Genomic DNA, 12,799 nt, shown 5'->3' on the forward strand with positions numbered 1-12,799 from the left:
TTGAGGGAACGATCATGCAGGCTATTCTTAGTTTCTTATCGGAAATATTTAGTCAACCCGCATTTCTGATGGGGATTATCGCATTTGTCGGTTTAGTGGCGCTGCGCTCCCCCGGAAATAAATTACTCACCGGCACCTTAAAGCCTATCCTGGGCTATTTAATGCTAAGCGCCGGCGCAGGGGTTATCGTTGCTAACCTCAATCCGCTGGGTGGGATTATCGAAGCCGGGTTTAATATCCGTGGCGTTATTCCTAACAACGAGGCCATTGTCTCCGTCGCCCAGAAGGTGCTGGGCGTAGAAACCATGAGTATTCTGCTGTTAGGTTTTATTTTTAACCTGCTTATTGCCCGCTGCACTAAGTATAAATATATCTTCCTTACCGGCCATCACTCTTTCTTCCTCGCCTGTCTGTTCTCAGCGGTGCTACAGGCGGCGGAATTCCGCGGCTGGATGCTGGTGCTCATCGGCGGATTCCTGCTCGGCTCATGGTCGGCGATTTCTCCGGCCATTGGCCAGCGCTATACCAAGCAGGTCACCGAAGATGGCGGTATTGCGATGGGACATTTTGGTTCTCTGGGCTACTACATTTCAGCGTGGATCGCCACCAAAACCGGCAACCCGGCGAACTCGTTCGCCGATACCGAAATCTCAGAGAAATGGGGCTTTCTGCGCGATACCACGGTCACCACCGGGATCGTCATGTTCGTCATCTACTTTGTATGCAGCGCCGTCGCCGGTAGCGAGTATCTCAGCACCATTACGGATCAAAATATGCTGATCTTCTCTGTCCTGACCGGCCTGCAGTTTGCGGTTGGCGTCGCTATCGTCTACAACGGCGTGCGGCTGATCCTCGGCGATCTGGTACCGGCGTTCCAGGGAATTAGCCAGAAGCTGATCCCCAACTCCATCCCCGCCGTTGATTGCGCGGTATTCTTCACCTTTAGCCCAACCGCGGTCGTCGTCGGCTTTATCAGCTCGTTCATTGGTGGACTGGTCGGCATGCTTTTTCTTGGCGGATTGGGTATGGCGCTGATTATTCCGGGCATGGTGCCGCACTTCTTCTGCGGCGGCACCTCCGGTGTTTTCGCCGATAAGCTGGGCGGTAAACGCGGCTGCATCATCGCCTCATTTATCGGCGGTATCTTCCTTGCATTCCTTCCGGCGATGCTGCTGCCGGCGCTGGGTAATCTGGGCTTTGAAAATAGCACCTTCGCCGACTTCGACTTCGCGGTTTGGGGCATCATCATCGGCAACGCTTTCACCCAGTTTGGCCAGATTACTATCTATTTGATTTGTCTGGCACTGATCGTCGCACTGCTGGTGCCATTCTGCTTTCGTTCAGTTCGCGTGGTCGGTGACACGCTCAGCTATGAGGAGCTCACTGCGGATAAGAAAAATGAATAAGCGGTTTCATTTTTCCCTGCGGGAAGGAACCTCTCTTCCCGCAGCTGACAAAATAATCAGGAGTGGTTATGGCTATCTTGTCCATCGGGTTTTCATGTTTTGATCAGTTTTTCTTTTTAAATGAATGGCCGCAGGAGAATACCAAAAATTTCTGTCACGATTTTATTGAAAGCGGCGGCGGGCCGGCAGCGAATGCGGCATGGCTGTTGGGGCTATGGGGGGAGGATGTCTATTACATCGGCCATCTGAATCAGGATCTTTACGGCCAGCGAATTATTGCTGAATTTGCCGAAGCGGGCGTTGATACCAGTCAGGTGGTCTTTTCTGATGAAATGATCACCCCCCTGGCTTCGGTGCTGGTCAATCGCCTGACGGGTTCGCGGACGATCATCACCCGTAAAATGCAGACGCCGCCGTCGCTGACCTACGATCAGAAGCTCAAGCTCGATGATTTAGCCGAACGGCTCATCGCCGCTGAAGAACCGGTAACGCTATTAGTGGATGGCCATGAAGCCGAGATCAGCGAGTATTTAATTAAGAAACTGCCAAACGCTCGGGTAGTCATGGATGGCGGCTCACTACGCGCCAGTAATATTAAGCTGGCGGCCTGGACCGATTATTTTGTGGTCAGTGAACATTTTGCCCGGGACTATATGGGATATCGCGCCCTGAGTACAGAAGCAGAAATTAAGGCGGCGCTCATTGAGCTTAATAAAATTTGCCGCGGCGAAGCCTTTATTACCCTTGGTGAAAAAGGCTGCGCATTTTTAAAGAGCGGGATGCTGCAAATAGTTCCCTCCTGGCTGTGCAATGCTGTTGATACCACCGGCGCGGGAGACGTATTCCATGGCGCTTTTACCTACGGCGTTCACTACTCCTGGCACATTGACAATATTATTTTATTCGCCAGCCTCACCGCCGCTATTTCTATTGAGAAAAAAGGTGTACGTGAATCGATGCCGGATCTTGCCGTCGTTCACAATTCTTTAAATAGCTATGAAAGAAACTTAAAGCAATATTTTGATGAATGATTGCTATTAATTAATAACACGAGGTGACTATGTTAGTTTCTATGAAGGACATGCTTCAGCATGCCCTACGGGACGGTTATGCCGTAGGGCAATTCAATATTAATAATCTTGAGTGGGTCGGCGCTGTATTAAGTACCGGACAACAACTGCGATCGCCCATTATTTTAGGCGTTTCCGGCGGTACGGTGAAACATATGCTGGGATTAAAATGTATTCATGACATCGTGGTCAATGCCATGGATTATTTACATATTGATATTCCGGTGGCTTTGCATCTGGACCACGGTACCACCCGCGAGGCCTGCGAGGCGGCTATCGAGGCCGGATTCAGCTCCATTATGTTTGACGGCTCGCATCTGCCGTTCAGCGAAAACCTCGCCATCACTCGCCATCTGGTTGCGCTGGCGCACAGCAAAGGCATCTCCGTCGAGGCGGAGCTGGGGACGATTGCCGGAAGCGAAGATGGCATCGTCAATTCGGCGGTCATCTACGCCGACCCTGAGGAGTGCTACACCCTGGTGAAAGAAACTCAGGTTGACTGCCTGGCGGCGGCGCTGGGTTCGACCCATGGACTGTATAAAGGCAAAGCCAAACTGGGTTTTACGGAGATGAAAGCCATTTCTGAGCGAGTCAATGTTCCGCTGGTCCTGCACGGCGGTACCGGTATTGCCGATGACGACATGCGTAAAGCCATCGCCTGCGGTACGGCCAAAATCAACGTCAATACCGAAAATATGTACGCCTGGTGTCAGGAGGTGAAAGCCCTGTTTGCCGCCGATACCGGTCATGACGTGAACGACCCGCGCAAAGTGATTAATCAGGGACTGAAACCAGTACGCGAAATGATTGCGCGGCGCATCGCGCTTTTTGGTTCACAGAACCGCTATTAAAAAACGGAAAGACAAGCGCTTTCGTCAGGAAGGGAACCCGCCGCCGGACAATACCGGGGCGGGTTGAGCTGGTGCTAAAACGCAAAGCAGGAGCAGCCGAGTACGCCCCAGAACGCCTGCTCATCGGCAACCGGAATCGCCGACTGGCGCGCAATATCATGCTGATGCCCGTGTACGCCGCAGCTGCCGCAGCACTGGTGCATCTGAACTATCGCGCCGATTTTCGCGGCGGTCGGCGGCGCGGAACGGTAATGACCCGGCACCTTCACCACCGGTGACCACTCTGGCAGCACCGGAATGGGCGGCGGCGCCAGCGGCGAAAAGTGTCCGGCGGCGTACACCACCTTGCCGTCAACGACCGTCAGTACCGACTCGATCCCCTTAATTTCCTCTTCCGCGACGCTGAAATAGTCTTTCGACAGCACCACCAGATCGGCAAGCTGGCCTTGCTCAATGCGCCCTTTCTTACCCTGCTCGCTTGAGAACCACGCGCTTCCCGCCGTCCACAGCTCCAGCGCCACGTCGCGCGGCAGGCGGTTGCTGTCGTCGTACATCGCCATTCCGCCGACGGTACGTCCGGAAACCAGCCAGTAGAGCGCGGTCCACGGATTGTAGCTCGCCACGCGGGTAGCATCCGTCCCCAGCCCTACCGGAACGTCCAGCTCGAGCATTTTCGCCACCGGCGGCGTATGTTTGACCGCATCTTTACCGTAGCGGTCGACAAAATATTCGCCCTGGAAAGCCATACGGTGCTGAACCGCTATGCCGCCGCCCAGCGCTTTGACGCGTTCGATATTGCGTTCGGTGATGGTTTCCGCATGATCGAAGAACCAGTGCAGACCATTGAACGGAATTTCGCGATTTACCTTCTCGAAGACGTCGAGCATCCGGCTGATGGATTGATCGTAGGTGGCGTGCAGGCGGAACGGCCAGCGGTGCTCTACCAGGTGGCGCACCACCCGCTCCAGCTCATCTTCCATTCCCTCCGGGAGGTCCGGACGCGGCTGCAGGAAATCTTCAAAATCCGCCGCCGAGAAAACCAGCATCTCCCCGGCGCCGTTGGCGCGGTAAAAGTCGGTGCCCTGTCCCGGCTTGAGCATATCGGTCCAGCGCTCAAAATCTTCCAGCTCCTGCTTAGGTCGCTGGGTAAACAGGTTATAGGCGATCCGCACGGTCATCTGCTCTTTGGCGTGCAGCTGTTCAATAATTTCATAATCTTCCGGGTAGTTCTGGAAACCGCCTCCGGCATCGATAGCGCTGGTTAGCCCCAGACGATTCAGCTCGCGCATAAACTGGCGCGTTGAGTTGACCTGCAGTTCCAGCGGTAGCTTCGGCCCTTTGGCCAGCGTTGAGTAGAGGATCATCGCGTTGGGTTTGGCAATCAACATGCCGGTAGGATTACCGTTGCCGTCGCGAACGATCTCGCCGCCCGCCGGATCCGGCGTCTCTTTGGTGTAGCCCACCGCCTTCAGCGCCGCGCGGTTCAGCAGCGCGCGATCGTACAGGTGCAGGACAAATACCGGGGTATCCGGCGCCGCATCGTTAAGCTCCTCGAGCGTCGGCATCCGCCGTTCGGCGAACTGAAATTCGCTCCAGCCGCCGACCACCCGCACCCACTGCGGCGACGGCGTGCGATCGGCCTGATCTTTCAGCATCCGCAGCGCATCCGCCAGCGAGGGAACCCCCTCCCAGCGTAGCTCCAGGTTGTAGTTCAGACCGCCGCGGATCAGGTGCAGGTGGGAGTCGTTAAGACCGGGGATCACCGTATGACCTTTAAGATCGATAATTTGCGTCCCTTCCGCGGCAAAACTCATGATCCGATCGTGACTACCGGCGGCGAGGATTTTACCGTCAGCGATCGCCACCGCATCGGCCAGGGGATTTTGACGATCGAGAGTATGAACCCGACCGTGAGTCAGGATCAGTGTGGCAGTTTGCGACATAACGTTCTCCTTCAGGAGGCTGGCTCAGTTTTTCTTTAACCAGCCAGCAAACAGACGGGTCACGATGGGCATCCAGAACCAGACCACCAGCGCGACCACACAGGCATCATTGATGAGGTGCAGCAGCAGGCTTCCCTTCAGCGAGGGCAACAGCATTCCGGTTATCGACGGCACCAGGTTAGTACTGGGGAAAATCACCAGCAGGGTGATTAAAAATTGCTTCCAGCGTCGCGGCTGGCGCACGTTCGCCGCAGGCGGCGTAAACCAGAAGGCCGGTTCAGTCCGGACTTCGGTACGATCGCCTTCGCTCAGCAGCGGTGCGATTTCCGCCACCAGTTCGCGCCGGGTTTCCGACTGGGTCCAGGCGTAAAGATGCTCAATGGTGTCGAAGCGAATGATAATGCTCCATAAATTCTGCCCGGGAGCCGGGCGAATCACGTTTGCGCCAAGATGACCGGGAAATTCAGCCGCAATCGGCATAATTTTGCCCAGCCACGCTTCATACCGTTGGCCATGCTCCGGGTCGAGCACATGACTGATAACCAGGGTCACCGATTTCTGCTGCGCCATTAAGAGTTCCTTGCTTCAGGGGAATGGCGGGATATCCCCGCCATTAGCCATAAACAACAATGCACAAAATCGTTCATGCTGCCTCGAGGCGGGCAAACGAAGCCAACAAAGAGGCAGCCTGAAGGATGAAGTGTATTTAAGCTTTACGCTCTGGCGCGCCATGCACCATCGTATAAGCGTAATCCACGCCCATGCCGTAAGCGCCGCTATGCTCGCGCACCAGATCCATCACCGCGTCATAGGTCTCTTTACGCGACCAGTCGCGCTGGTACTCAAGCAGCACCTGCTGCCAGGTCACCGGCACCGCACCGGCCTGCACCATACGGTCAATGGAGCGTTCGTGGGCATCAACCGAGGTGCCGCCGGAGGTATCGGTCACCACGTAAACTTCATAGCCCGCATCCAGCGCCATCAGCGCCGGGAACGTCAGGCAGACTTCAGTCCACAGAGCAGAAATAATCAGTTTCTTGCGTCCGGTCGCCTTTACCGCTTCAACAAAAGCCGCGTCTTCCCAGGAGTTCATCGAGGTACGTTCAATGGGTTTCACATCAGGATGTACGGCCAGCAATTCCGGCCAGATATAGCCGCTGAAGCTTTTGGTTTCGACGGAAGTATAAATTACCGGGACATTAAAAATTTTGCCTGCTTTGGCTAAAGCAACCGTATTATTTTTCAGGGTCTGGCGGTCAATATTTGCCACACCAAAAGCCATTTGTGGCTGGTGGTCAATAAAAATAAGCGCCGAGTTAGAGGGATCGATCAGTTCACGAATAGACATAACATATCCTGTTAATCAATGAGTTAAAAAGATACTACCGTTGCCGTTGAGCTGTCTGGATCCTGACTGATAAAGCATGGTGAGTATAGTCAGTAATTTCTAACGAGTTATTAAAGATTTTTTTCTAATTTATTTCCAAAGCGAAAAGTTATGGCGATTAGATTAACCATTACAAAACGAGCAAAATTATGTTTATCAAATTTTTACGGTTAACCGTTCTAAATTATTCACTGGAATTGAACAGGGCGCTCCGGTAAAACGGAGGCACTCATTTTTACCGGAATCTGACGCATGCGCCTGAATCTTGATGTCCTGTTAATTCTCGACGCGCTGGACAAACATGGCTCTTTTGCCACCGCCGCCGAATCGCTATTTAAGACCCCAGCTGCGCTGAGCTACATGATCCAAAAGCTGGAAAACGATCTGAATATCACTCTGCTGGATCGCTCCGGCCACCGGGCTAAATTTACCGATACGGGCAGAATGATGCTGGAGAAGGGTCGATTGCTGCTGAATGCCGCTAAGGATCTGGAAAAGCAGGCAGTGCAGCTCAGCGCCGGTTGGGAGCGGGATCTGGCTATCGCGCTGGATGACTCTTTCCCGTTTAGCGCGCTGCTGCCGCTGATCGATGCTTTCTACGCCCAGCACCCGCAAACCCGGCTTAACTTTACCCACCATACCCTCGCGGGCTCGTGGGAAGAGCTCACCCACAACGGCGCGGATATTATTCTTGGGGCGATCAATGAACCGCCAACCTCCGCCGAGTGGTCGTGGAAAATGCTCGGCGCCATGGACAATATTTTCGTCATCGCGCCGGGGCACCCGCTGGCGCAAACGACCCAACCGCTGACCAACAAGCAGCTCAGCCTGCACCGCGCGGTCGTGATCAGCGACAGCGCCCGCTACTGTCATCCGCTCAACAGCAACCTGCTCGACGAACAGCCGCAAATCCGCGTGGATGATTTCGCCAGTAAAGTTGAACTCTTGCGCGCCGGGCTGGGCTGCGGCTTTTTACCGCGCCATATTGCCCGGCGGTGGCTGGAAAGCGGCGAGCTGGTCGAAAAGGCCGTCATCTCGTGCCGCGAGAAAGATATCACCTATATGGCCTGGCGCAGCGGTAATGACGGACTGGCCCAGCGCTGGTGGCGCGAGGCCATTTTGCAGAGCGAGAGCCTGAGCCAGCTCTATGACTAACGGCTAAACCACACGCTGGCGGAGATCGCTGGCAGCGTCAGCACGCTCTCGTGCAGATCACCGGCGCCCTCTTTCAACTGCCAGCCGTGAACGTCAAGCAGCGGCGAATCTTCTACCACCACCTCGCAGGCCGCGCCGCGGTTAATCGCCACCAGCACGCGCTGTTGCTTATAGACTCGCACGAACACCACCACGTTCTCTTCGGCATAGATCACCTGACAGCCGCCGTAGCGTAGCGCCTGATTAGCCTTACGCAGTTTGCTCATGCGCTTGTACAGGTCGAGCAGTTCGCCATCCTGCAAAGCCGGATCCCACGGGAAGGGTTTACGGCAGAACGGATCGTTATTGCCATCCACGCCCACTTCATCGCCGTAGTAGATGCACGGTACCCCAGGCCAGCTGAACAGCCACACCACCGCCAACGGCAGACGCGCAACATCTTTACCCAACAGAGACTTAAAGCGCGCGGTATCGTGGCTATCAAGCTGGTTGAACATCCGCAGCTGCTGCTGATGCGACAGTCCGGCACGATAGTTGTCCATCCACGCCATGCAGGTTTGCGCATCGATTTTCTGCGGGTCGTAGGAGATATCGGTATTGGCGAGAAAGCCCCATAGCGGGAAGGTAAAGCCGCGGTAGTTCATCGCCGAGTCTTCTACGTCGGCCTGTAGCCACTGGCGCGCGTCGCCGAAATGCTCCCCGAACACGAAGGCTTCCGGCCGCTCCTGCTTCGCTGCCTGGGTAATGCCGGCGATATGGCGCAGGTTATTACGCGCCCCGCCGTCTTCACCGAGCATATGCACGACATCCAGCCGCCAGCCGTCCATGCTCCACGGCGCTTTCAGCCAGTGGCGCACCACGCTATCTTCTCCACCATAGATCTCATCGATCAGCGTCGCCGACCGGTAGTCGAGCTTAGGCAGACTGGCGTATCCCAGCCAATCGTGGGCAATGCCCTCGGGAGAAAAATTATACCAGTCGCGCCACGGCGAATCGGCGTTGTGGCAGGCGCCGCCGCTACCGCGCTGATGGCGGTCGAACCAGGCATGCGAATCGCCGCTGTGGTTGAACACGCCGTCAAGGATCAGGCGCATCCCCTCTTTTTGCGTGTTGTGACGCAGGCGCAGCAGCGCCGCATCGCCGCCAAACTGCGGGTCAACGCGACGGTAATCCTCGGTATCGTATTTATGCACGCTGGGAGCGACAAATATCGGGTTCAGATAAAGCGCCGTGACGCCAAGCTGCTTCAGGTACGGCAGTTTTTCGCTGATCCCATCGAGATTGCCGCCGTAGAAGGTAGAGCCGCCCGCCTCGCCGGTTAGCGGCTCATCCCACGCCTTGCGCACAATATCGTGACCGGCGGCATGGTGGTAATAAACGTTATCCTGCCCGGCGTCGCGTGACTGGCTGCGGGCGAAGCGGTCAGGGAAGATTTGGTAAAACACCTGATCGGCCACCCACTGCGGCCCGCTGTCCGGCATATCAACCGCAAACTGCTCCAGCCGCGCCGGCGGAAAACGATTGAACCCCTGCGGAGTGAACCACAGCTGGCGGTCGGCCCACAGCAGCTTGAAGCTGTAGCGGCGACGCGGTAGCCCGTTGACGAGGCTGATTTCCCCGCGCCATGCCACCACGCCCGGATGCGGTTCCTGCCGCAGGCGGCGCATCGGCAGCGACAGCTCCTCGTTATCTTCTTCCGCGCGTAGCGTGACCCGCGGCGGCAGATCCTCGCCGCTTAACCATAGCGTGATAATCAGTCGTTCCGGCTGCTCCTTAATAAACGGAGCAACCGGGAGGTGCCATGCCTTCAACATCATTATTCCTCTCTTTGCAGAATGGGCACACCTTGCCATAGCGTACTGGCGTATGACTCATCGTCGGCAGAATTATTGGGGGAGGATGGCGGGGGTGGAGGAACGGCTTGCCGGATAGCCCGTGCGTATCCGGCAAGAAGAGAACGAAAAGGACTAGGCTTTCGCCAGCTTACGCTCGCGGCGAGTTTTAAACTGCCAGCCAATCAGTAACAGAATAATCCACGCAAAGCCCACGTACAGCGAGATGCGCGTGTCAGGATGGTAGCCAATCAGACCGATAATAAAGACCAGGAATAGCAGGCCAATCACCGTGGTCGTTACTCCACCTGGCACCTTAAACTTCAGCGCCTTCGCCTCTTCCGGCGGCAGACGGCGACGGAAGGCGATCTGCGACAGCAGGATCATAATCCACACCCAGACGGTGGCGAATGTCGCCAGGGAGGCGATCACCAGAAAGACGTTCTCCGGCATAATGTAGTTAAGGTAAACGGCGAACAGCAGCGCGATAGTCATTACCATCACGGTTACCCACGGCACCCCGCGACGGGACGTTTTGGTAAACATCTTCGGTGCGCTGCCCTGCTCCGCCATACCGTGCAGCATACGCCCCACGCCAAAGACATCGGAATTAATCGCCGACAGCGAAGCGGTCAGCACCACAAAGTTCAGGATGCTGGCGGCAAAGGTAATACCCAGATGCTGGAAGGTCAGAACGAAAGGACTGCCGTTGGTTCCGACCTGGTTCCACGGATAGATAGACATAATCACGAATAGCGTACCGACGTAAAACACGAGGATACGCATCGGCACCGAGTTAATGGCGCGCGGAATGGATTTCTCCGGATCTTTCGCTTCACCGGCGGTGATGCCGATGATTTCAATCCCACCGTAGGCGAACATCACCATCTGCAGCGACATCACCATCCCCAGCCAGCCGTTGCTGAAGAAGCCGCCGTTGCTCCACAGGTTGTGGATACCCGTCGGCTGCCCGCCGTTGCCGATCCCCCAGATAATGATGCCAAAACCGGCGAGGATCATGATGATAATAGTGGCGACTTTGAAGAAGGAGAACCAAAACTCCAGCTCGCCGAAGACCTTGACGCTCAACAGGTTGACGGCGCAGATAATCAGCACCACGCTGAGTACCCAGATCCAGTGCGGCACCGCCGGGAACCAGACCCCCATATAGATGCCGAAGGCTGTGACGTCGGCTATGGCGACAATCAGGATTTCAAAACAGTAGGTCCAGCCGGTGATATAGCCCGCCAGCGGGCCAAGGTAATCCTGGGCATAGCGCGAGAACGAACTGGCGGCCGGGTTGTGTACCGACATTTCGCCCAGCGCGCGCATAATAATGTAGGCCGCGACGCCGCCGATAATATAAGCCAACAGAACGCTCGGCCCCGCCATTTTAATCGCGTCAGCCGAACCATAGAAAAGGCCGGTACCGATTGCCGACCCCAGCGCCATAAAACGAATATGCCGGGTACTTAGCCCGCGCTTAAGCTTGTTACTACTTTCCATCGTGTTCCATGCCGTTTTTCTCCTCTGGCCTTCGCGGGGGCAAAGCACCGGGGAGGATGACCAAAAAAACAAAAAACCACGGGACCTGAAGTCCCGTGGTTAAACACCTGTGTAAAGCGTCGGTTAGTGCGCGCTGGAGGCCACCTGACGCCCTGCTGCGCGATCCCAGATAACGGCCAGAATCACCATCACGGCGGTTGGCATCAGCCACGCCAACCCTTGCTCCGCCAGCGGCAGGCGCGCGGTCCAGGATGGCAAAATCTCTGCAAACGCCGACGCTTTAATGCCGTCAATGATACCAAACATCAGGCTGATAAACATTGCCGGGGCAATAACGCGGGACGAATTATGCCACCAACTACGGGTAAAGCTTAATACCACGAGTGCGATACACGGCGGATAGATAGCCGTCAGCACCGGAATCGAAATCTGAATCAGGTGGCTCAGGCCAAGGTTGGAAACCGCCATCGAAAACAGGCCAAGGATAAAGACCAGCGTACGATAGGAGAACGGCAGATACTGGGCAAAAAACTCCGCACAGGCGCAGGTCAGGCCTACCGCCGTCACCAGGCAAGCGATGAAGATCAGCGCTGCCAGCAGGAAGCTCCCCGCGCCGCCGAAGGTGTGCTGGACATAAGCGTGCAGAATCGCCGCGCCGTTAGCGGACTGCTCCACCAGCGTGCCGCTATCGGAACCTAAACGGAACAACGCCAGATACAGCAACGTCAGGCCCACGCCGGCCATCAGGCCAGCCCAGACGGTGTAACGGGTCAGCAGGCGGGCTTCGGTCACGCCGCGAGAACGCGCCGCGTTGACAATCACGATCCCAAAGACCATCGCCCCAAGGGTGTCCATGGTCAGATAGCCGTTGACGAAGCCGTTGGAGAATGGCGCGGTACGGTAGGCTTCCATCGCGTGGCTCAGCGGACCGGCTGGCCAGACGATCGCCGCAACGGCGAGAATAATCAGAGCGATGATTTTCAACGGCGCGAGGAAATTCCCGACGGTGTCCAGCAGCTTGCCCGGATAGAGCGAAACGAGGATCACCAGGGCAAAATAGATAACGCTGTAAATCAGCAGCGGCAGCGGGCCGTCGCCGGTCAGCGGAGCAATCCCCACTTCAAAAGAGACGGTGGCGGTACGCGGAGTCGCAAACAGCGGCCCAACGGCAAGGTAGCAGACCACCGCCAGCAGGATACCGGCAACTTTACCAATCGGCGTGCTCAGGCTCTCTACGCCGCCGCCGACTTTCGCCAGCGCCACAACCGTTAGCACCGGCAGACCCACGGCGGTAATCAGAAAGCCAATAGCCGCGGTCCAGACGTGTTCGCCGGCCTGCAAGCCAACCATCGGAGGAAAGATAATATTGCCTGCGCCGACGAACAGCGCGAAGGTCATAAAGCCCAACGCAATGATGTCGCGAGATTTTAACTGATGGGTCATAAATTCATTACAGCCTGTGGATGTGGTGTTGTAAAAACGGATAAATACCGCGCCTTTCCCCTGGGGATGATACAGCGGCCATTGTCAGTAAACTCAGCGGGATATGCTCCCAAAGCGGCGTGGAAAAGAATTGTTTTTTGAATTACCACGCAAAAACAGTCTGTCTGCGACCGTAGGGGGGCAATTTAAACGCTTATAACGTTTTA

The 12,799-nt window shown here is 55.9% G+C and carries 10 protein-coding genes; 4 read left to right on the forward strand and 6 right to left on the reverse strand.

Features of this window, described 5'->3' with window-relative positions; genetic code table 11:
* Positions 1 to 14 precede the first annotated feature (14 nt).
* The 3 genes from ACSIPU_RS10595 (at position 15) to fba (ending at position 3,327) form a co-directional block, all read left to right on the forward strand.
* The gene (locus ACSIPU_RS10595; RefSeq protein WP_004099414.1) at positions 15 to 1,406 is read left to right on the forward strand and encodes a PTS ascorbate transporter subunit IIC; all 1,392 of its coding nucleotides are present in this window, start codon (positions 15 to 17) and stop codon (positions 1,404 to 1,406) included.
* 68 nt (positions 1,407 to 1,474) lie between these two features.
* Positions 1,475 to 2,437 carry a carbohydrate kinase family protein gene (locus ACSIPU_RS10600; RefSeq protein WP_004099413.1) on the forward strand — a complete coding sequence of 321 codons (963 nt, stop codon included), beginning with the start codon at positions 1,475 to 1,477 and terminating at the stop codon, positions 2,435 to 2,437.
* A 29-nt stretch (positions 2,438 to 2,466) separates the two neighbouring features.
* On the forward strand, positions 2,467 to 3,327 hold the full coding sequence (fba, locus tag ACSIPU_RS10605) for a class II fructose-1,6-bisphosphate aldolase (RefSeq protein WP_004110975.1): 861 nt from the start codon (positions 2,467 to 2,469) through the stop codon (positions 3,325 to 3,327).
* A gap of 74 nt (positions 3,328 to 3,401) precedes the next feature.
* Here the strand turns inward: fba and ACSIPU_RS10610 are convergent, their stop codons facing one another.
* The 3 genes from ACSIPU_RS10610 to ACSIPU_RS10620 form a co-directional block, all read right to left on the reverse strand.
* Positions 3,402 to 5,270 (reverse strand): amidohydrolase, encoded by a 1,869-nt coding sequence (locus tag ACSIPU_RS10610; RefSeq protein ID WP_004110974.1) that lies wholly within the window; start codon positions 5,268 to 5,270, stop codon positions 3,402 to 3,404.
* A 24-nt stretch (positions 5,271 to 5,294) separates the two neighbouring features.
* A complete protein-coding gene (locus ACSIPU_RS10615) occupies positions 5,295 to 5,840 on the reverse strand; it encodes an antibiotic biosynthesis monooxygenase (RefSeq protein WP_004099408.1) in 546 nt (181 codons plus the stop codon).
* A gap of 136 nt (positions 5,841 to 5,976) precedes the next feature.
* Entirely contained in the window at positions 5,977 to 6,618 is a 642-nt protein-coding gene (locus ACSIPU_RS10620) for a hydrolase (RefSeq protein WP_004099407.1), read from the reverse strand.
* 291 nt (positions 6,619 to 6,909) lie between these two features.
* Between ACSIPU_RS10620 and ACSIPU_RS10625 the strand changes: the two genes are divergently transcribed.
* Positions 6,910 to 7,812 (forward strand): LysR family transcriptional regulator, encoded by a 903-nt coding sequence (locus tag ACSIPU_RS10625; RefSeq protein WP_004099406.1) that lies wholly within the window; start codon positions 6,910 to 6,912, stop codon positions 7,810 to 7,812.
* On the opposite strand, the gene malZ is transcribed toward ACSIPU_RS10625, so the two are convergent.
* The 3 genes from malZ to brnQ all read right to left on the reverse strand — a co-directional run bounded on the left by malZ (position 7,809) and on the right by brnQ (position 12,593).
* Positions 7,809 to 9,626, reverse strand: a complete 1,818-nt coding sequence (gene malZ / locus ACSIPU_RS10630; protein WP_196557755.1) for a maltodextrin glucosidase — start codon at positions 9,624 to 9,626, stop codon at positions 7,809 to 7,811. The two genes, ACSIPU_RS10625 and malZ, sit on opposite strands and share 4 nt — an antisense overlap.
* Positions 9,627 to 9,779: 153 nt before the next feature.
* Entirely contained in the window at positions 9,780 to 11,150 is a 1,371-nt protein-coding gene (gene proY, locus ACSIPU_RS10635; protein WP_004099404.1) for a proline-specific permease ProY, read from the reverse strand.
* A gap of 123 nt (positions 11,151 to 11,273) precedes the next feature.
* Entirely contained in the window at positions 11,274 to 12,593 is a 1,320-nt protein-coding gene (brnQ, locus tag ACSIPU_RS10640; protein WP_004099403.1) for a branched-chain amino acid transporter carrier protein BrnQ, read from the reverse strand.
* Positions 12,594 to 12,799 lie beyond the last annotated feature (206 nt).

The sequence above is a fragment of the Klebsiella sp. HN106 genome, from assembly GCF_051209435.1.
Taxonomy (GTDB): domain Bacteria; phylum Pseudomonadota; class Gammaproteobacteria; order Enterobacterales; family Enterobacteriaceae; genus Klebsiella; species Klebsiella oxytoca.